General features: G+C 58.3%; 17 protein-coding genes. 6 read left to right on the top strand and 11 right to left on the bottom strand.

What is annotated here, in order from left to right; genetic code table 11:
• Nucleotides 1-43: 43 nt before the first annotated feature.
• Nucleotides 44-1,018: a homocysteine S-methyltransferase family protein gene (locus AC2TEL_RS17760; RefSeq protein ID WP_480905792.1), complete on the bottom strand. Its 975-nt coding sequence runs from the start codon at nucleotides 1,016-1,018 to the stop codon at nucleotides 44-46.
• Between the two features lie 149 nt (nucleotides 1,019-1,167).
• On the opposite strand from AC2TEL_RS17760, the gene AC2TEL_RS17755 reads away from it, so the two are divergent.
• On the top strand, nucleotides 1,168-2,748 hold the full coding sequence (locus tag AC2TEL_RS17755) for a winged helix-turn-helix domain-containing tetratricopeptide repeat protein (RefSeq protein WP_480905789.1): 1,581 nt from the start codon (nucleotides 1,168-1,170) through the stop codon (nucleotides 2,746-2,748).
• A gap of 85 nt (nucleotides 2,749-2,833) precedes the next feature.
• On the opposite strand, the gene AC2TEL_RS17750 is transcribed toward AC2TEL_RS17755, so the two are convergent.
• Nucleotides 2,834-3,715 (bottom strand): LysR family transcriptional regulator, encoded by an 882-nt coding sequence (locus AC2TEL_RS17750; RefSeq protein ID WP_480842702.1) that lies wholly within the window; start codon nucleotides 3,713-3,715, stop codon nucleotides 2,834-2,836.
• Between the two features lie 100 nt (nucleotides 3,716-3,815).
• On the opposite strand from AC2TEL_RS17750, the gene AC2TEL_RS17745 reads away from it, so the two are divergent.
• The 5 genes from AC2TEL_RS17745 to AC2TEL_RS17725 are packed head-to-tail and all read left to right on the top strand — an operon-like array spanning nucleotide 3,816 to nucleotide 9,577.
• The gene (locus AC2TEL_RS17745; protein WP_480905786.1) at nucleotides 3,816-5,261 is read left to right on the top strand and encodes an aldehyde dehydrogenase family protein; all 1,446 of its coding nucleotides are present in this window, start codon (nucleotides 3,816-3,818) and stop codon (nucleotides 5,259-5,261) included.
• A complete protein-coding gene (locus tag AC2TEL_RS17740; protein WP_480905823.1) occupies nucleotides 5,261-6,235 on the top strand; it encodes a membrane dipeptidase in 975 nt (324 codons plus the stop codon). Before AC2TEL_RS17745 ends, AC2TEL_RS17740 begins: the two co-directional genes overlap by 1 nt.
• A gap of 4 nt (nucleotides 6,236-6,239) precedes the next feature.
• Nucleotides 6,240-7,928, top strand: a complete 1,689-nt coding sequence (locus tag AC2TEL_RS17735; protein WP_480905783.1) for a hypothetical protein — start codon at nucleotides 6,240-6,242, stop codon at nucleotides 7,926-7,928.
• Nucleotides 7,925-8,554, top strand: a complete 630-nt coding sequence (locus AC2TEL_RS17730) for a DUF3726 domain-containing protein (protein ID WP_480905780.1) — start codon at nucleotides 7,925-7,927, stop codon at nucleotides 8,552-8,554. Before AC2TEL_RS17735 ends, AC2TEL_RS17730 begins: the two co-directional genes overlap by 4 nt.
• A 12-nt stretch (nucleotides 8,555-8,566) precedes the next feature.
• A complete protein-coding gene (locus AC2TEL_RS17725; RefSeq protein ID WP_480842710.1) occupies nucleotides 8,567-9,577 on the top strand; it encodes an Ldh family oxidoreductase in 1,011 nt (336 codons plus the stop codon).
• Nucleotides 9,578-9,670: 93 nt separating this feature from the next.
• Here the strand turns inward: AC2TEL_RS17725 and AC2TEL_RS17720 are convergent, their stop codons facing one another.
• From AC2TEL_RS17720 to AC2TEL_RS17680, 9 genes are all read right to left on the bottom strand, one after another.
• Entirely contained in the window at nucleotides 9,671-10,693 is a 1,023-nt protein-coding gene (locus tag AC2TEL_RS17720; protein ID WP_480905778.1) for a proline racemase family protein, read from the bottom strand.
• A gap of 12 nt (nucleotides 10,694-10,705) precedes the next feature.
• The gene (locus AC2TEL_RS17715; protein ID WP_480905775.1) at nucleotides 10,706-11,461 is read right to left on the bottom strand and encodes an SDR family NAD(P)-dependent oxidoreductase; all 756 of its coding nucleotides are present in this window, start codon (nucleotides 11,459-11,461) and stop codon (nucleotides 10,706-10,708) included.
• Between the two features lie 3 nt (nucleotides 11,462-11,464).
• Nucleotides 11,465-12,220, bottom strand: a complete 756-nt coding sequence (locus AC2TEL_RS17710; RefSeq protein WP_480862561.1) for an SDR family NAD(P)-dependent oxidoreductase — start codon at nucleotides 12,218-12,220, stop codon at nucleotides 11,465-11,467.
• A gap of 3 nt (nucleotides 12,221-12,223) precedes the next feature.
• Nucleotides 12,224-13,702 carry an aldehyde dehydrogenase family protein gene (locus AC2TEL_RS17705; protein ID WP_480905773.1) on the bottom strand — a complete coding sequence of 493 codons (1,479 nt, stop codon included), beginning with the start codon at nucleotides 13,700-13,702 and terminating at the stop codon, nucleotides 12,224-12,226.
• Nucleotides 13,699-15,015, bottom strand: coding sequence for an NAD(P)/FAD-dependent oxidoreductase (locus tag AC2TEL_RS17700; protein WP_480842720.1), 1,317 nt, complete (start codon nucleotides 15,013-15,015; stop codon nucleotides 13,699-13,701). Before AC2TEL_RS17700 ends, AC2TEL_RS17705 begins: the two co-directional genes overlap by 4 nt.
• Before the next feature lie 66 nt (nucleotides 15,016-15,081).
• Nucleotides 15,082-15,972, bottom strand: a complete 891-nt coding sequence (dapA, locus tag AC2TEL_RS17695; RefSeq protein ID WP_480905770.1) for a 4-hydroxy-tetrahydrodipicolinate synthase — start codon at nucleotides 15,970-15,972, stop codon at nucleotides 15,082-15,084.
• On the bottom strand, nucleotides 15,969-17,513 hold the full coding sequence (gene betC / locus AC2TEL_RS17690; protein WP_480842724.1) for a choline-sulfatase: 1,545 nt from the start codon (nucleotides 17,511-17,513) through the stop codon (nucleotides 15,969-15,971). The genes dapA and betC overlap by 4 nt, the downstream gene beginning before the upstream one ends.
• A 2-nt stretch (nucleotides 17,514-17,515) precedes the next feature.
• Nucleotides 17,516-18,463 carry an aminotransferase class IV gene (locus AC2TEL_RS17685; protein ID WP_480905820.1) on the bottom strand — a complete coding sequence of 316 codons (948 nt, stop codon included), beginning with the start codon at nucleotides 18,461-18,463 and terminating at the stop codon, nucleotides 17,516-17,518.
• 18 nt (nucleotides 18,464-18,481) lie between these two features.
• Nucleotides 18,482-19,222: an amino acid ABC transporter ATP-binding protein gene (locus AC2TEL_RS17680; RefSeq protein ID WP_480905767.1), complete on the bottom strand. Its 741-nt coding sequence runs from the start codon at nucleotides 19,220-19,222 to the stop codon at nucleotides 18,482-18,484.
• Nucleotides 19,223-19,228 lie beyond the last annotated feature (6 nt).

Genomic DNA, 19,228 nt, shown 5'->3' with positions numbered 1-19,228 from the left:
GTGACCCGAGCCTGTGCTCGGATCACTTCCGCGCTGACGATTGCTATTGTGCAGCAACGTGATGCGCGTGGGTGCAGGCGCGACCCATGGCGTCGACGTGGCGATGATCAGTACCGCAACATCCGCCCAGCACCCGCAGGTTGGGCAAAATCTCCATCAGCCTGCGATAGTCCTCGCCCAGTTCCGCCGGGTTGCCATCGTCCAGTACTTCGCTTTCATCAAGTTCTGCATGCGACATGCGAGACGCGTTGGCACGGATACCTCCGATACGGCGCAGCCACTCGCCACCGTCGCGCAGCACATGTTCAAAGTGATCCGGATGCGCGCAGTTGACCATGAAGTAAATCGGGTAACCATCGGTTGCCTCGTCGACCTCCCGGATCGCGTCGGCCAGTGGTTGTCCGGTCGCAAGCGCGCCGTCGGTTTCCACGGTGAACGCAATGACCACCGGCACGCCCTGCGCTTTTGCCGCCAGCGCGATGCCTGTCGCCTCGGGCGTGTTGTTCATCGTGATCGCCGTCACCATGTCGGCACCGGCGTTGGCCATGGCCGCAATCTGGGGCGCGTGGTAACCTTTGGCTTCTGCCGCCGTCATCAGCTCGCCCGGTACGTAACCATCGCCGCGCGGACCGACGCACCCGCTGATCACCAGCGGAGAAACGGCGCTTTCGTGCCGGTTGCGCAACGTGCGCATAAGGTAGATCGCATCGGCATTGATCTTGTCGAGATCGCCCGCGCTGTAGCCCAGCTTTTGCCCCCAGTCCCGGCTGGAGCGCCATGTTGGGCTTTCCAACACAAAACCAAGCCTATGCGCCTGCGCGACCGCAATGTGGCGTTCGAAATAGTCGATAAGGGCATTCCGCCCTTTTTCCGTTTCCAGCAGAACGAATGACGCAAAGAGCGGCAGGTCAATCTCGTCGTGAAAAATGAGTGTCGTTTCAATACCGCCATCCGTCAGAAAATAGCTCTCGTTTGACAGTGGCAGAACGGTATTGGTGGGGTTGGTATGATCGGACATAATCGCCTCCCTCGGTACGTTTCGATCCAACAGCACTAGGTCAGATGCGATGAGGCTGCTGGGAGGCAGGTTGGAGATTTCCGGGATATTGCGGGGATTCTTTATCCCACTATGCTTGGAAGACGAAATTCGAAAAGCGGGTTACCGCAGTGATTTACTCGTTCGAGCCCTTTGTTCTGGATGTATCGCGCCGTGAACTGCTGTGCGACGGGCGCACTGTTCACCTGCAACCCCAGGTCTTCGACCTGCTGAGTTTGCTTGTTGAAAATTCACATCGCGTGGTCAGCCGGGATGAGATTGTGGAAAAGGTCTGGAAGGGGCGTATCGTTTCCGAGGACGCCATTTCCAGTCGGATCCGGGATATTCGGCGCGTTCTGACTGATACGGATCAGGACCCGAACCTGATCCGCACCGTGCGTGGCCACGGCTTTCGGTTTACGGGTGACGTTACACTGCGCGCCAAGGCCGAAGCGCGCGACGACCCTCTGCCGGAACCAAATCAGGGTGACGACTCTGCAGACAACGAGAACCCGCTCAGCCATGACCCCCAACCTTCGATCGCGGTTTTACCCTTTCAAAGAAACGGCGATCTGGACAGGTTCGAAGCCATCGAGGAAGCGATCCCCAGGGAATTGATCATGACGTTGGCCAGCCTGCGCTGGATCAAAGTGGTCTCGCATGGCTCGGCCTTCAAATTTCGGGGGAAACAGGTCGATCTGGCTCAGGTCAACAATATCCTGAACGCGCGTTACTGCCTGACTGGCGTGGTTGAACTGACGGGAAGACGGATCACAATTGACACAGAGCTGTCAGACACCCGCAGTTCAGAAGTCATTTGGGCGCTTAGGAAAAGCGCGAATATCGACGACATACACACTTTGCGTGCCGAGATAGCAGCCAACGTGATCATGGTTGCCGAACTTGAGATACCGCAGCATGAAACTGCGTCGCTTGGGCCGGTGGACGCCGAAAACCTGGATGCATGGTCCGCCATGCATCTGGGGTTTCACTACATGAGCCAGTTCAGCCGCAAGGGCAACGAGATGGCCCGGAAGATGTTGGGCCGCGCAATTGATCTGGAACCAAAGCTGGCGCGGGCCAGCGCTGGGATGGCGTTCGTTCGCTTTCAGAACGCATTCATGCGCTACACCCCGGATTACTCGACTGAGGCGGACAGCGCCCGCAGATTTGCCGAACAAAGCCTGTCGCTGCAACCACGTGATCCTTTTGCGAATTTCATGATGGGACGATGCCACTGGCTCGACCACGACCCGGAGGGCAGCAAACAATGGTTTACCCAGTCGATCAGCGCCTGCCCAAACTATACCTGGGGTTATTACGGGGCCAGCTGGGCAAGCGTCTTCACGGATGATTTCGAGACCGCCATGGGCAACGCCAACCGGGCTATCGATCTGAGTCCGATCGATCCGTTTCGGCCCGGAATGACCGGGAACAAGATGTGGGTGTACATTGCGCAGGAAGACTACGAATCCGCTGTGAAATGGGCCGAGATTGCGGCCAGAACGCCGTGGGCGCATGCCGGTATGGCCTTTTTTGCAGCGATGAGCCACTGGTTGAATGAAAATCCCGACAAAGCCGCATGGTGGGTAACCGAGGCGCGCCGCCGTAACCCGGTTCTACGGAAAGAGCATGTGTTGGCACTTGTTCCAGCTTCCAGTCTCAGTTTTCGACGAGTGTTGTCAGAGGCGCTGACAGCACTGGAAATCTGAATCCTTCCTACGATACCCGACCTTCCTGACTGCGGGTCACGGGGATCGAATTGGTTCAATCAGGTCATTTCAAAGCCCTGAATACCTACCGGGCCAATACCCATTCTCGGCTCAAAATGAAGGCACTGCATTCAGTCGTCAGATCTTCGAACCGCGACCTTTCCTTCACATACAAATAGACCTGCCTCTTGTCGGAAAGGTCCGCGATGGGACGAAATGCGGTGGTTTCTGGAATAAAGCGCGCAACCGTCTGGGGGAGAACGGTAACCCACTCTCCGGTTCTGACCATGGTTATGAGCGAATGCGTGTTGTGGATAGTAACATCGGCCTCCTCAATCGCGTTCACGAATTTTGGTGTCTGGATGAGATCGCACAAGGCATTTCGGACAAATGAGGCTGCCATCACATCATCGACGGATGGCGGTTCGGGTCTCGTGTTAAGCGGATGGTCGGACGCGCACACGAGCCCGAATTGATCTTCGAACAGGGGGATCGCCTTGATGCCCTTTAAAGGATGAAACCCCGACGCGATCCCGATGTCAGCTTTGCCGTCGGATAGCGCATCCAGAACCTGTTGGGTGTCCGTATCCCGCAGCTCGACTTTCAGTCCGGGAAAACGGCAGGTCATGTACTCCAGAACCGAAGGAAACATCAGTGCCGCGACCGAGGGGACGGACACTATCCGTATCAGGCCGTGAATGGCGTCCGCTGCTGCTTCGATAGATTGAACGGTCTGATCAAACTGGCGAACTTGTTTCAGAGACATTTCGAACACCTGCTCTCCCAAAGCGGACAAGTGGTTCTTTCGTTCCCCTTCAAACAGCTTTTTGCCCAGGTGATCCTCAAGCTGTTTCAGCGTCATTGAAACAGCCGATTGCGTGCGACCCAAGCGATCGGCCGCCTCGGCCAGGTTGCCTGTTTGGGCAACCGTACAGAAACAGCGCAGCATTTCGATCTTGATAGCCATGCTTCAAATTCTCTGAAGTTTAGTTAAGTTATTTGAGTTTGACTGATATCGATTTTGAAGTCCATTCTGCCCCAAATTTATTCTGAACTTGGGGCCCAACGTGACCAAACTGAACCTGATTGCTGGCGAATGGCTGGCTGGCGAAAGCGAGATCGAAAACCGCAATCCCTCAGATTTGAGCGACCTGATCGGTCGCTTCGCTCAAGCCAGTGCGGATCAGCTTGAGGCCACACTGGATCAGGCGCGCATCGCTCAAGCCGAATGGGCGGCATACGGGCTTGAGCGCAAGCAGGCAGTTCTGATGAGTATTGGCAACGAACTGATGGCCCGCGCCGAGGAACTGGGCAACCTGCTCAGCCGTGAAGAGGGCAAGCCGCTGGCCGAAGGCAAGGGCGAGGTTTACCGTGCCGGGCAGTTCTTCACCTACTATGCTGCAGAGTGTTTGCGTCAAATCGGAGAGAACGCCGATTCCGTGCGCCCTGACATCGAAATCGATGTCCGGCGCGAGGCCGTCGGTGTCGTTGCCGTCATCAGCCCCTGGAACTTTCCGACCGCCACCGCCTCGTGGAAGATTGCTCCGGCGCTGTGCTACGGCAATGCCGTAGTTTGGAAGCCTGCCAACATCACTCCGGCCTCGGCTGTTGCCCTTGCCGAAATTATCAACCGCCAGGACATCCCCAAAGGTCTGTTCAGCCTTGTTATGGGGTCAGGCCGGTCCATCGGACAGCGGCTTGTCGAAAGTCCCAAGGTCAACGCAATCTCGTTCACCGGCTCGGTTCCGGTCGGCAAGGGAATTGCCACCGCAGCCATCCAGAACCTGACCAAGGTGCAGATGGAAATGGGGTCGAAAAACGCGCTGGCCGTTATGGACGACGCCGACCTAGACCTTGCTGTCTCGCTGGCGTTGGGCGGGGCCTTTGGGGGCACTGGTCAGAAATGCACGGCGTCCTCACGTCTTGTGGTTCATGCCGCCGTGCATGATGCTTTCGTCGAGAAACTGGTGGCTGGTGCGCAGGCCATGAAAGTCGGTCACGCGTTGGAAGATGGAACCCAGATGGGCCCCGTTGTCAGTGAGCAGCAACTGGCCGAGAACTTCGCTTACGTCGATCTGGGCAAGTCTGAAGGCGCCGAGCTGGCCTGTGGCGGACAACGTTTGGATATGCCCCATGACGGCTACTACATGAGCCCGGGCGTATTTCTGAACACCACCAACGATATGCGCATCAACCGCGAAGAAATGTTCGCGCCGCTGACCTCCGTGATCAAGGTGGGCAGCTACGATGAGGCGCTGGCCACCGTCAATGACACCAATTTCGGGCTGACTTCGGGCATCGTCACCCAAAACCTGGCCCGCGCCACGCATTTCCGCCGCAACGCGCGCACCGGGGTCGTGACCGTGAACCTGCCGACCGCTGGCACCGATTATCATGTGCCCTTTGGCGGGCGCGGCGACAGCTCCTACGGACCGCGGGAACAGGGCAAGGCGGCCGCCGAGTTCTACACCACCGTCAAAACCGCCTATATCAGCGCAGGAAAGCCGGTGTGATGCGAATTGACGGGCTGCAATACGCCAACTGGTCGGAAAAAATCTTTCGGCAGTTGCGCGAGGGTGGCGTGGACGCGATCCATGTCACCATCGCCTATCACGAGAACTTCCGGGAAACGGTACTGAACTTCGAAAAATGGAACCGCTGGTTCGAACAATATCCAGACCTGATCGTGAAGGGCCGATGGGCCAGCGACATTGACGAAGCGCGCGAAACCGGGCGCACGGCCATCTTCTTTGGTTTCCAGAACCCGTCGCCCATCGAGGACGATATCGGCTTGGTCGAAATCCTGCACACGCTGGGTGCCCGCTTCATGCAGTTGACCTACAACAATCAGTCTCTGCTAGCCACTGGTTGCTATGAGGCAGACGATACCGGTATCACCCGCATGGGCAAACAGATCATCAAAGAGATGAACCGGGTCGGTCTTGTCGTGGATATGAGCCATTCGGCGGACCGCTCCACTATCGAAGCTGCAGAATTGTCCGAGCGCCCGATCGCCATTACGCACGCCAATCCTTACGAGTGGTCGCCGGCCCTGCGCAACAAGCGTGACGCGGTGATCCGGGCGGTGACAGAAAACGGTGGTATGCTTGGGTTCTCCGTCTATCCTCATCACCTGAAGGACAAGTCCGACTGCACGTTGGAGAGTTTTTGCGAAATGATCGCACGGACCGCCGAGAAATTTGGCGCGGAACATCTCGGGATCGGAACGGATTTGTGCCAGGACCAGCCCGACAGTGTGGTCGAATGGATGCGGGTTGGTCGATGGACCAAGGAAATCGACTATGGCGAGGGGTCGGCCAGCAATCCCGGCTTCCTTCCGATGCCGTCCTGGTTCCGCGACAACCGGGACTTTGGCAACATCGAAAACGGGTTGCGCGCGACCGGTCTGAGTGATGACGAAGTGGCCGGTATCATGGGTGGAAACTGGTACAGGTTCTTTGCCGAGAACTTCGTCTCCAAGGGGTAGCCGAATGAAGACACAGGCGCAGACAAAGATCGAAAGACGGAACCCTGCGACGGTGATGAGGTTGTCGCGACTGGGGTCGCTGCATCAGTGTCGGCTCAGCTTCATGCGGCAACTGACCCGCCGTATGGCGCGGGAAAACTGGTCGTTCACGCGGCCTGCGTTCGACATTGACGCCAAAGGCGTTGGGCACGCTGTCTACACTGCCCACGGACCGGAACGGGCGTATTCGCTGGTAGCCTTTGCACATGACCTGCCGCCGGAACAACGTTCGGATCGGGTAATTGCAGAAGCCTGGGATGCCACCTTTGCCTTGTTCGATGGCATACCGAACGAGGCAGATATCGAGCGCCTTTCACAAAATGTACCACTGCAAGAAGCCGGTCGCGTCAGCGAAAGCGAGTTGTCGCTGTCTCGCGCGAACCGGTCGGTTCGGCTTTGGGAGCATGTTGTTGATGCTCTGGCGGCAGGGCGGCAGCCGGATCTGGAGCAGATTTACCAGGTCGGCTACCTGATGCGCACCACGGCCGTGTACGGGTCGGGCAAATTTGGCGCAGCGGATCGCGAGAATATCGCGGATCGCCCGGAAACGAGCGCGCCCTTTCAGGCCGAAATGCTATCGGTTTTTCTGACCCGGGCGTTCGTGCGGGATTTGGTGCAGCACATGGCCGATGCCAAGGGCGCGGGACGGACGATCAAACTGGACCCGGCCGTTGCTCGTTGGTTGGGGATTGGCAATTCGACGGGCCTCGGCATGGCACCGTTCATCGTCAACCATCCGGTCCTGTTCAACAACTGGATCATGGCTCGGGAAGAGGCAATTGCCCGCGTTCGCTCGGTTGAAACCGCCACGGCAGCGGAGACAACCCGCTTCCGCCATATTTTTGAACGTAGCCGCCTGTCGACGTCATGGTGGCGCTCTGAGCATCCCATACAGGTCGAAAAATTGACAACGCTGAGAGCCGATTTGCAAGCGATCGCGGACTACCTGGAGCAAGACGGATTGACCGGCAGTCACCCATGGGACCGGTTGGCGAGCTGGGCGGAAACCGTGCTTAGCGAAGAAGGACAGGAGCTGTTGGCTTCTCTGATCCTTGAACCTTATGGCGACCTTGTGGATGAATTGGCCACCTGTATGGCCGACAGCAATGCCGACGCGTTTGTTATCAACGGAGCGATGCCGATCAGCGAGGTGCGCAACCTGATACAAGGCACATTCGGCTGGGCGCTCGACCTGGATTGGGATGCCACCGATAATTGTGCCCGCGCATGGTATGTGTCCGAGGAAAAGCTGGAACCCCGCATGGGCGAACGGTTCGAAGAACCCATCGCGGATTACGAGCAGCCATTGGCCCCAGCTCGGGATGCTGCTACGGCCTTTGCCGCGCTGAATGAATGGGACGAAGACCAACCGGTGGCCGAGTTCCTGCTGCGCCACCCGGAACACCGTCACACCATCCGGCGCGCTCAGATGAGCCGTACCGCGCCTTACGGCGAAATCCATGACAATACGATCAGCGCCGCGGTATCCCCCCTTGATATGTTGCGGGCAAAACTCTCGTTCTTTGGCGCGACACATTTCGATCCGCGTTCAGATCGCTGGGTACGCATTTGCATGTATGCCGGTGCGCCTTATCCCGGTGAGCTGACTTCCGAAAACGCCGACCTCTGGGTCTATCCGGAGGTGCCGGTATGAGCGTCTCGCTGAACGAGATCGAGGCAACCGCCAAACGAGCAGCCCGCGGCGCGGGCTATTCCTGGGGACAGGCTGAAGAGGCGTCGAAAGCAACCCGTTGGCTATGTGCACAGGGATTGGATGGCGCCGGAACTCTGGCCCGGCTGTTGCAACTTGGGTTGTCTGCGCAACTTACCGCACATCGTCCTCAGCGAATTGAGAGCCCGTGGCAGAGTGAAAGCAATTTGTGCCCTTTGGCGGCGGGCCCGCTCTTATCCGATTGCGCTCATCTTCTGACGGCCGGCCCGGTCGAAATGCGTGATGTTGCGACACCTGCCCTACTGTTGCCCTTCGCCGCCAATGCGGCACGCACCATGCAGCACCCGTTGATCATGGAAATCGACGATGTGCAGGTATTGACAGATGGGGTAGGCCTGACTGCACCTGACACTTTGCCAAGGACAGCGCGACGGGTCTGCATTGCACTGGGTGACGAGCCCACCACCCGGCGGAAACGGCATACACGTGCGCACCCTGCGCCGGGTGATTGGGCCGTTCTGAACCGTTTTGCCCACCGAACGTACGCTCCCGCAACCGAGGAATCCCGCCTGCTGGGCGCAGGGGCCGGGCTTTCCGACAATGACTGAAGAGATACGAAAGTGACTGACACACGGACCCTGACTCTGACAGAAATCGAGGACCTTTCATTCCGCGCCCTGATTGCGGCTGGCACGTCCGAGGACAACGCCCGCCCGCTGGCGCAAGCAACCGCCGCGACCGAAGCAGATGGCGTTGCAAGCCATGGCCTGGCCTACATCCCGATCTATTGTGAGCATGTGCAGTGCGGTAAGGTCGATGGGCTGGCCAAGCCGGTCCTTTCGCGCCCAAAGCCTGGCGTTGTGACCGTCGATGCGGCAACCGGTTTTGCCCATTCTGCAATTGATCTGGGATTTGAAACTCTGATCCCTGCTGCGCGCGAACAGGGCGTTGCCGTCCTCGCCATAAAAAACAGCTACAATTGCGGCGTTCTGGGCTATCACACCTACCGGCTGGCGCAGGCCGGACTGGTTGCGCTGGGGTTCACCAATGCGCCCGCCTCGATCGCACCTTCGGGGGGCGCAAAACCCGTCGTAGGCACCAATCCATTTTCCATTGCCGCGCCGGGCACCGATGGTCAACCCGCACTGCTGATCGACCAAAGCGCCAGCACCATCGCCAAAAGCGAGGTCATGAAACATGCGCGTGAAGGCAAACCGATCCCGGTTGGCTGGGCGCTGGATGCCGATGGCAACCCGACCACCGACCCGGAAGTCGGCCTCAAGGGGTCAATGGCGCCGTCCGGTGGATACAAGGGTGTCGGCGTCGCGTTGATGGTCGAGCTTTTGGCAGCCGCGCTGACGGGGGCCACGCTGGGCATCAATGCCTCGCCATTTTCGGGAACAGCAGGCGGCCCTCCGAAAACCGGCCAGTTCTTCATCGCAATCGATCCGGGCGCGACGGCAAACGGATCGTTTGAGACCGGTGTTTCCGGCCTCGTCGAAGCGATCCGCTTTCAGGACGGGGCTCATTTGCCCGGTGACGGTCGCCGCGCCAAACGTTTGGCAGCCCGCAAGGACGGGGTGGCCGTGAACACCGCGACGCTTGCCAAGATTGAGGCATTACTTGGATAGGCGGCGCGGTTCTACAAATGAGAGACTTGCCCCAGCGCAATTTCGCGTTGTCGCATTTGATGGCCTTCGCGGATCAGATTACCACAGGTTTGCTTACGACGAGCCGCCCCAGGTGTCTGATAGGGTGAAACCACTTGGAAATGGGTCTGACGGGTCCAAACCGATCTGGCTCAATCCATAAATCCAGCACTGTCCCGAAATCCTGTTTTGAACGCTTTTGCACGGGCCGACATAGGTTTCAGACAAGATTTCGGTCACAAACTCACTTCCGATAATCGAGCGTGAAACAACCCTGTCACCCGGCTTTGTTGAGCCCTCGAAATACCGAACCGCCATATTCGCGTTTGACCCGGTCCCGCACGGGGATCGATCGACCCGACCGGGCCTCAATGTCGTGCAGGTCCGGACCGCGCTGTCCGCATCCGTACTCCGGAACATGACATATGCCAAACCGTTCAAGGCGGACGTTGTCGGATGCTGGATGTCAATGCTGGATGCGATCAGTTCCCGGAGGTAGATACCGTTTTCGGCTAGCCTGCGGGCATTGCCCGGTTCAATCGTCAGTTCCAATTGCTCGACATCCACCAGCGCATAGAAGACGCCACCGAAACAGATGTCGTATTTGATCGGACCCCATTCAGGAGTTTCGATCACTTCGGCTGTCGCCAACACGAACGATGGCGGCATGTCCAACGATACACGAGTGACCTTGCCATTCTCGCAACGCGCAATGGCGCGGACCAATCCAGCCGCCGTATCCAGTACGACCTCGGTCTCGGGTTCGACCATTTCCTTCATGCCGGTTTCCAGAATAGCGGTCACGGCACACATGGCATTGGAACCGGACATCGCATGCGCCTGATCTGGTTGCAGCACGATAAAACCGGTGTCTGCCTCTGGCAGAGTGGCGGGAACCAAAAGCACGACCGAGCCCGCCGGACCGGAACGCGGCTCGGAACACAGCAAACGCCGCAAGCTGTCATCGACCTTGTTGATGTGGTCAAGCTTGTCGGCCATGGTCGTGCCCGGAATATCAAGAACGCCACCGGTAACAACGCGACCGATCTCACCGGCGCAATGTACGTCGACCAGTTGCAGAATACGTGTCCAACGCATCGGGAACTCCTTTCAGGCTACGGCTTGCGCACCGGTTATCTCGACCACGGAACCGCAAAGGTATCCAGCTTCGTCAGAAGCCAGAAAAGCGACCAGTGCCGCGATTTCTTCGGGTTCGCCGATCCGGCCGTAGGGCACCAGAGCGTTGAGATCGTCTATGCTTCGCCCGGTCCGGGCGAGGTTGCTTTCCAACATTGGCGTGCGCACTTCTCCCGGCGCGATCCCGTTTACGCGGATTTTGTCAGGCGCATAGTCGCGCGCAAGGTTTTCTGTAAACGCGACAACCGCCGCTTTCGACGTGTTGTAGGCGATATGGCCCGGTGCAGGATGAATACCCCACTGCGATGCCGTGTTGACGATCGCACCGCCGCCCTGGGCTTGCATGACCGGAATGACCGCCCGGCACATATGGAACAATGCGTCTACATTAACCTTGAAGGTCAGTTCCCAGTCTCCTGCGCTCAGTTCCAACAACGGTCCACGCCGCATAAGCCCGGCATTGTTGCATAATACATCAATGCGGTCTCCGTCATCGGTCAGACTGCTCACAAATCTTCCGATCGCATCAGCGTCTGTCAGATCCACCGTTCGAAAGTCTGCTCTGCCGCCTTCTGCGCGGATTGCGGCAGACAGTGTTTCGGCACTTTCCGCATCGTTGTCCACGATCCAGACCATCGCGCCCTCGGACGCGAAACGCCGGCAAATTGCAGTCCCGATTCCGCCTGCCCCTCCGGTTACGACAACTGTCTTATTCTCGAAACGATGCATGGATTACCTCATTTGGCTGGCGCCATTCACGTCCAGGACAGCGCCTGAAAGCGAGGGTTGTGACGTGCGCAGAACAAACGCAACAAGCTCGGCGATTTCAGAGGGTTCCGCCATTTGCCCGATCGGAATACCGCCCAATGCCGCGGCCGCGCCATGTTCCGCAACAAATGCTTCGGACATTTCGGTTCGAACCCAGCCGGGGGCCAGCGCGGTAGCCGTGATGTTGTCACGACCGAACCCGCCTGCGATACTCTGCGTCAGATTGATCAGTGCGGCCTTGGTCGCACCGTAGGACATCGCATCCGGCCGGTATCCACCCTGACCCGCACGCGACGCCATGTTTATGATCTTGCCGCCGTCATTTTCACGAAAGTGGCGGATTGCAGCGCGGCAGAGATCTGCCGCGGCCACGAGGTTTATCTGAACGTCGCGCGCCCAAGTGGCTTTCCACGCGTCCAGTGGATCATCGATGGATGACGGAGACAATATGCCAGCGTTGTTTATCAGCGCGTGAATGCGACCTGCCGCCGACTGCGCCTGCGACCAAAGATTTGTTGGTCCTGCAGGGTCAGCCAGGTTTGCCGCGAAACACGTTGCGTCGTTGCCAATTTCCGCAGCCAGTTTTGCCGCCTTTGTCCTGTTGGTCCCGTATTGCAACAGAACACGCGCTCCTTCGCCCGCCAGTTCACGGGCTATTGCGGAACCGATTGATCCTGTCGCCCCCGTCAATAGCACGGTTTGGCCGCTCAGATGTGCCATGTGTCAGCCTTTCAGATACCAGCCCCATGGTTTGGACCGATCATAAGTCGTGATCTGCTTGGTCTCGAGGTAATTGTTCAACCCCCATTTCCCCAGTTCACGGCCAATGCCGGATTGCTTGTATCCGCCCCAAGGCGCCTCAGTGAACGTTGGTTGCGAACAATTCACCCATACGATTCCGGCCCGGAATGCACGTGCGACCCGGTTGGCCCGATCCTTATCGGCGGACATGACCGTAGCGCCAAGGCCAAATCGCGATGCGTTGGCCAGTGTTATAGCTTCTTCTTCGGTCTTGAACGGATGCACACACACGACTGGGCCGAAAATTTCTTCGTTCCACACCCACCCGTCCAGCGGCGCATCTGCCAGAATAGTCGGCTGGACATAGCAACCGTGCTCAAGCCCCTTAGGGATGCCACCGCCCGTTACGACGGTTGCGCCTTCGGCTTTCCCACGTTCTATGGCAGCGAGAACCTTTTCATGTTGCGACTGGCTGACCAGCGGACCCAGCAGGACCCCGTCTTCCAGCCCATGACCGATCCGGATTTTTTCAGCTTCTTCCTTCAACCGCGCCAGCAGCGGCTCGTAGATTTCCTCTTCAATCAGGACTCGAGACGTCGCGGAACAAACTTCGCCCTGGTTCCAGAAAATGCCGAACATGATCCATTCAACCGCCTCTTCGATGGGCGTGTCGGCAAAAACCACCATCGGCGATTTGCCACCCAGTTCCAGCGAGATCGTTTTGATGTCTTTTGCCGCCGTCGCCATAATGCGACTTCCGGTCGGGACCGAACCGGTAAAGGCCAGCTTGTCCACATCGGGATGTTCGGTCAGCGGTTGCCCGGCCTCGGGCCCAAAGCCGGTCACGATGTTCAGCACCCCGGCAGGCAACCCGGCAGCTTCCGCGACCGCGCCGAATTCCAGTGCCGTCAGCGGTGTGAGTTCAGATGGTTTCAGAACCATCGTGCATCCCGCGGCCAGCGCCGGTGCCACCTTCCACGCGCCCATCAACATCGGGAAATTCCAGGGAATGATGGCACCCGCCACACCAACAGGTTCTTTCACGGCTTTCGAGGAAAACTCGGGCATTGCCAGGGCGATTTCCTTTTCCGCACTGTTGTCCAACCGTTCTGCGAGATCGGCGTAGAAATGGAAACAGCCTGCGGTGTCTTCGATATCCCAGACCGCCTCGGGTAGTGGCTTTCCGTTGTCGTGCACTTCCATCCGTGCCAGTTCATCGGTTCGCCTGGTGATCTCATCTCCCATTCGGCGGAGAACCTCGGCCCGGTCCGCACCGCTCATCCGCGGCCAAGGGCCATTGTCAAAGGCGTTACGGGCCGCCCTGACCGCCGCATCGATATCCTGTGCACCGCCGCGGGCAACCTGGTGAAACACTTCACAATTGGACGGATCCACGACGTCAAACTTTTTGCCAGAGGCGGCATCGGTCCACTCACTGTTTATGAAGAGTTGGTTTTTCATGAAGGCACCTCTGGCAATGTCTTTCGTTTCTGTTGTCTGGTCGGTAGCTGAGCACGCCATCTGAACCGGTCGATACTGTAGGGCCTCATATCGATTGGCGGCTTCGTTCCGCATATGAGATCAGCCATCAGATGCGCATTGGTCGCGGCATAAGTCAGCCCGAGATGACCGTGGCCGGTGGAGTAGAACACGCCCGGCACTTTGCACGAGGCGGACATCACCGGGATCGTGTCCGGCAAGGCGGGACGATGCCCCATCCATTCAGATGTCTCCTCAAGTGTCAGGCCCGGCAGTGCTTCGCGCGCGCGTTTGACGGTGATCTTGGCACGGCGATAGTCGGGTGCGGCGTCCAGCCCTGCCATTTCGACGGTTCCGCCCACCCGGATTCCACCGGCGGTCGGGCTGACCATGAAAGCCCTGGCTGGCCAGATAATTGAATGGTTGAGATCAATCCCCGGCGCCATGATTTGTGTGTGGTAGCCACGTTCCGTTTCAAGCGGCATGGGCTCGTCCAGCATCTTCGACAAACGGCCCGAGAAAGCACCGGCGCAGATGACCACGTGTTTGGCGCACAAGCGCGAACCGTCGCTCAAGTGCACGGTCTTTTCTGTGCCAGCGGCATCAAGCCCAGTGACTTCACCACGAACAATCTGCCCGCCCCGGGTTACAATGATTTCGGCAAGGCGGGTAACGATATCCAACGGGTTTCGAACAGTTCGATTGTCCGGCAACAGAACCGCTTTTTGAATGACCGGCGCGATTTCCGGTTCCAGCTCACGCAGACGATTTCCGCCGATCACTTCGTAGTCGAATCCGTACCGGTCAAGCATATCCAACCGCTCGCGGTCCGCTGCGAACTCGTTTTCATTGGCGTATAGCGACAAGCAGCCGGTTTCGCTGATACTGTCCGACAGACCAATGTCGGTCATCAGGGCCTTCATGTCCGGCAAGGCGCGCTGGCAAAGGATTGCCCCTTCCGCTTCCAACTGTAGCAGTTTCGACGGCAGACCTGCCCTGAAGAACCGCAGGAACCACGGGACAAGCCGCGGTGCATAAGTGGGTGCGATGCGAATAGGCCCCTCGGGGTCCAAAAGCCAGCGCGGTGTCTGCAGCCAAACCGATGGGCGCGATACCGGCATGAACTCGGTCACCGCTATCGACGCCATATTGCCGAAAGACGCACCGCTGCCGGGCGCATCCCGATCAATCAGGGCAACCTTGTGCCCGCGTTTCTGAAGGGCATGGCCAAGCGCGGCACCGATGATGCCGGCACCGACAATGGCCGTGTCGAACTGTTGGATGGTCTGAGGCATCGGGGGTCGCAAGTACAAAGGTTTACCGGGTGCGACAATCGAGACGCCCACCGCACCCGGGAGGAGTTACCAGTTCAGGATCGGCTCCATCGCTTCGCGCATGGCGGCCTTCTCATCATCCGTTAGCGGCCCCAGAGGCGCGCGGCACTCGCCCATCGGCATGCCCTGCAATTCGCAGCCATATTTGATTTTCTGAACAAACTTGCCGGATTCCAGGATGTTCATGGCCCGGTAGAGTTTCTTCATCATCTCACGCGCCTGATCCAAATCCCCTGCCCTGTAGGCGCGGTCCAGATCGCAGCAAGCCCGTGCCATGCAGTTCGACGGCCCGCAAATCCAGCTGTCCGCGCCCCAGAACATGAAGTCCAGCGCAATGTCATCCGAACCCGAAACCAGTTGGATCTTGCCCTCATAGCGGCTGGAAATATCGACGGCACGCTGCAATACGCCCGAGCTTTCCTTGATGCCGATGACGCGCGGGTTGTCGGCGAAGTGATCCATGAGCTCAAAGCTGATATCCGCGCCATCTTTCGCCGGATAGCTGTAGAGCACCAGGTTTACATCCACCTCGGCCAGCACGGTTTCGTAATGCCTGATCAACTCATCCTGTGTCGGGCGGGTATAGAATGGCGGTGCAAGCAGCACGTTGTCATAGCCGATTTCCTTGGCCATCGCCGTTTGCGCGATCACCTCGCGCGTGGCCGGGGCGTTGGTGCCTGCGATCAGGATTTCGTCGTCGTTGGCGAAATCCTTGATGAATTGCAGGACCGAGCGGCGCTCATCGGTGCTTTGCGAAAAGTATTCGCCGGTGGACCCGTTGGGCACCCAACCTGTAACACCTGCGTCCCGGAAATGTGTCAGCAGTTGTTCGAAGGCCTTGAAGTCGATTTTGTTGTCGGCATCAAAGGGCGTCACCAGCGCTGGCATGACGCCAGAGAGTTTCACGTTGTAGCTCATAGGTCGTTATCCTGCGGTTTGTTGTAGTGAAGGTACCCGCGCCGCTCGACGGTTGGAAACGCGTCGCCCCGGCGGACATAGTTTGTGTTTTGGGTGAGTGGCCGGGGCGTAAAATCCCAGATCTCCTCGCGCCCCGTGGAAAGCGCGTTGTCGATCAGTTTTCGCGCCACCTGGCTGGCGATGACATCGTCCAGCAACGTGTCCAGCGGCCAGGTTTCTTCGGCCAGTTGCGTCAGACGGTCCTCATCCGGATCGCCTTGCCCAGCGATGTTGTTCTGTTCCAGCGGATCCTTGGCAAGGTCGTAGAATTGTGGCGGGTAGGCGCGGGAGATCACCAGCTTCTTGGCCCCGTCACGGACACATACGCGTGGAGCAGATGTGCCGCCGTCTATGTGCTCCGAGAATACGGGACCGGTCAAAGGTTCACCGCGCACCGCCGGCAACAAGCTGCGCCCGTCAAGCGGTGTCCGGATCTCGGCCGCGCTCACTCCGCTGATATCGAGAAGTGTCGGGAAGATATCCAACAAGGACGCAGGGGCGGAGACGCGACCGGGAGTGTGCCCGGGATGGGCGATGATCAGCGGCACCTGAATGGCGGCGTCGAACAGGGTTTTTTTGAACCACATGCCCCGCTCACCAATCATGTCACCATGATCCGAGGCAAAAACGACGACTGTGTTCTCGGAATACCCGCTGTTTTCCAGCGCTTGCATGAGCCGCCCGAACAGGTTGTCGACGTAGGAGATCATGCCGTAATACCCGCGTCGGGCATTTCGGTAGTCGGCATCGTTCAGTTCGCATTTGTCCTGACCATAGTGATAATACAGCGACTGGCTGTGCGCATCGCGCTGATCGACCGGGATATGCGGCACGCGGGGCGCATCGATCTCTGCGTCCTCGTACATCTCCCAGTATTCGCGGGTTGTCACATACGGATCGTGCGGATGCGTCAGCGAGACCGTCATCATGAAGGGCCGGTCGTCATCGCAGCGCGCACGGGTGTATAGCTCTCGCACCGCGTGGTGGATGACGTCTTCGTCGTAGTCGATCTGCATCGAACGGGCGACCGGACCCGCGTCGCGCACGGTGTCGATGGTCGAGACGCCAAAGGTATAGGCGCGTTCTTCGTCCTTGTTGTAGTCGCGGAAATCGGCATCCGGTGTCCAGGACATATCGGCCGGGTAAATTTCGGTGGTCAGCCGTTCCTCGAACCCGTGATACTGATCAGGGCCGACAAAGTGCATCTTCCCGGAAATACAGGTGTAATAACCGTTCAGACGCAGATAGTGGGCGAAGGTCGGAGTTGATGCGGTGAACTCGGCCCCGTTGTCATAGGCTCCGATGCGTGAAGGCAGCCGCCCGGCCATCATGCCAAAGCGTGACGGCGCGCAGAGCGGATAGGGGCAATAAACGTTCTCGAATACTGTGCCCCGGGCGGCAAGCGCGTCAATGTTCGGTGTTTTGCAAACCGTTCCGCCATAGGTGCTCAACACAAACGACGTCAGTTGGTCGACCATGAACAGAATGATGTTTGGTTTCATGACTATTGCCCGCGTTGGGATTTCTGTCTCGCCACGTTATGGGCGACAAGATCTTTGTAAAGCGCCCGAATGCGACGGGTCACTGGCCCCGCGCCCCCTTCTTCACCGATGGTTTTGCCATCAATTGAGGCGACCGGTGTTTGAGCCCCGAATGTTCCGGTCAAGAACGCCTCATCCGCGCCATAAGCCTCGTAGAGCGAGAAGTTCTTTTCAAAGACCGGAATGTCGTTCCGGCGGCAGAGCTCGATGACTTTGGCCCGGGTGACCCCGTTCATGCAGTAATCACCGGTCGACGTCCAAACCTCACCCCGCCGGACGATGAAGAAATTGCAGGCGTTTGTCGTGTTCACAAAGCCATGCGGGTCGAGCATCAGGCCCTCATCAGCCCCAGCTTGTTCCGCCTGCAGGCAGGCGATCACGCAATTCAGTTTGGAATGGCTGTTGAACTTCGGGTCCTGGCTGGTGGGCAGTCCCCGAACCTGCGGTACGGTCGCGAGCCGAATGCCCCGCGATTGCAGACCTTCTGCAGGCTTGGAATGTTCAACGATGGCGACAATCGTAGGACCGAACCTGCTGAGACCTGGATGCTGAAACGGTTTTGCCTTGCGCCCGCGTGTGATCATCAAACGGCAATGCGCGTCCGAGACCATGCCGTTGGCCGCCGCTGTCCGGTCGAGAAGGTTTCGCACATCCTCAGGCCCCATCCCGATATCGATCGAAACGGATTTGAGCGAGTTGAACAGCCGATCCATGTGTTCGTCGAAAAAGGCCCATTCCCCATCATACAGGCGAAGGCCTTCCCACATGCCGTCGCCCAGCATGAACCCGCTGTCATAGACCGAGATCTTGGCCTCATCCTTGCGTACAAGCTCACCGTTCACGTAGATCAGCAGCGCGTCGTTTCGCGTGTCTGTTTCGGCGTCATGCGTGGATATTTCGTGCGATTCCATTGGCATCTTAGTCTCTGATCAATGACCCAGGACCTGGCCCAGGAATGTCTTTGTGCGTTCGCTCTTGGGGCTCTCGAAAAACTCGCCGGGTGGCGCCTGTTCGATAATTTGCCCGTCCGCCATGAAAATCACTCTATCCGCCACCTGACGGGCAAAACCCATTTCATGTGTAACGCAGACCATGGTCATGCCTTCCTCGGCCAGACCAACCATCACATCCAGCACCTCGGATATCATCTCGGGATCCAGCGCCGATGTGGGTTCGTCGAACAACATGATCTCGGGCGCCATACACAGGGCGCGGGCAATGGCCACGCGTTGCTGTTGACCACCTGAGAGCTCACCGGGGTATTTGTGCGCCTGTTCGGGGATTTTGACCCGTTCGAGGTAGGACATGGCGATGCCTTCGGCCTCTTCCCGCGATTGTTTGCGCACAAGCGTCGGTGCCAGGGTGCAGTTCTCAAGAATGGTCATGTGCGGGAACAGGTTGAAGTTCTGAAACACCATCCCGGCCTCACGGCGGATTTCGTCGATATTGTCGACATTGTCGTCCAGCGGGATACCGTTGACCTCGATGGTGCCGGCCTGATGCTCTTCCAGCCGGTTAATGCACCGGATCAGTGTCGATTTGCCTGAACCGGACGGGCCGCAGATCACCACTTTTTCACCGCGGCCCACGTCCAGATCAATGTCCTTCAACGCGTGGAAGTCGCCGTAATACTTGTTCATGGCACGGATGGAGATGGCTTGGTCTGACATGTGCAA

The sequence above is a fragment of the Ruegeria sp. HKCCD9138 genome (assembly GCF_057220975.1).
The sequence above is the reverse complement of the archived record's forward strand: the minus strand, read 5'-3'. Positions and strand labels throughout refer to the sequence as shown.

Bases quoted from the DNA above. Each gene is read 5' to 3' on its own strand.
- AC2TEL_RS17710 (WP_480862561.1), bottom strand. From the start codon at position 12,220: ATGGCACATCTGAGCGGCCAAACCGTGCTATTGACGGGGGCGACAGGA.
- AC2TEL_RS17720 (WP_480905778.1), bottom strand. From the start codon at position 10,693: ATGCGTTGGACACGTATTCTGCAACTGGTCGACGTACATTGCGCCGGT.
- AC2TEL_RS17760 (WP_480905792.1), bottom strand. From the start codon at position 1,018: ATGTCCGATCATACCAACCCCACCAATACCGTTCTGCCACTGTCAAAC.
- AC2TEL_RS17730 (WP_480905780.1), top strand. From the start codon at position 7,925: ATGAGCGTCTCGCTGAACGAGATCGAGGCAACCGCCAAACGAGCAGCC.
- betC (WP_480842724.1), bottom strand. From the start codon at position 17,513: ATGAAACCAAACATCATTCTGTTCATGGTCGACCAACTGACGTCGTTT.
- AC2TEL_RS17685 (WP_480905820.1), bottom strand. From the start codon at position 18,463: ATGGAATCGCACGAAATATCCACGCATGACGCCGAAACAGACACGCGA.
- AC2TEL_RS17735 (WP_480905783.1), top strand. From the start codon at position 6,240: ATGAAGACACAGGCGCAGACAAAGATCGAAAGACGGAACCCTGCGACG.
- dapA (WP_480905770.1), bottom strand. From the start codon at position 15,972: ATGAGCTACAACGTGAAACTCTCTGGCGTCATGCCAGCGCTGGTGACG.
- AC2TEL_RS17715 (WP_480905775.1), bottom strand. From the start codon at position 11,461: ATGCATCGTTTCGAGAATAAGACAGTTGTCGTAACCGGAGGGGCAGGC.
- AC2TEL_RS17740 (WP_480905823.1), top strand. From the start codon at position 5,261: ATGCGAATTGACGGGCTGCAATACGCCAACTGGTCGGAAAAAATCTTT.
- AC2TEL_RS17680 (WP_480905767.1), bottom strand. From the start codon at position 19,222: ATGTCAGACCAAGCCATCTCCATCCGTGCCATGAACAAGTATTACGGC.
- AC2TEL_RS17700 (WP_480842720.1), bottom strand. From the start codon at position 15,015: ATGCCTCAGACCATCCAACAGTTCGACACGGCCATTGTCGGTGCCGGC.
- AC2TEL_RS17705 (WP_480905773.1), bottom strand. From the start codon at position 13,702: ATGAAAAACCAACTCTTCATAAACAGTGAGTGGACCGATGCCGCCTCT.
- AC2TEL_RS17750 (WP_480842702.1), bottom strand. From the start codon at position 3,715: ATGGCTATCAAGATCGAAATGCTGCGCTGTTTCTGTACGGTTGCCCAA.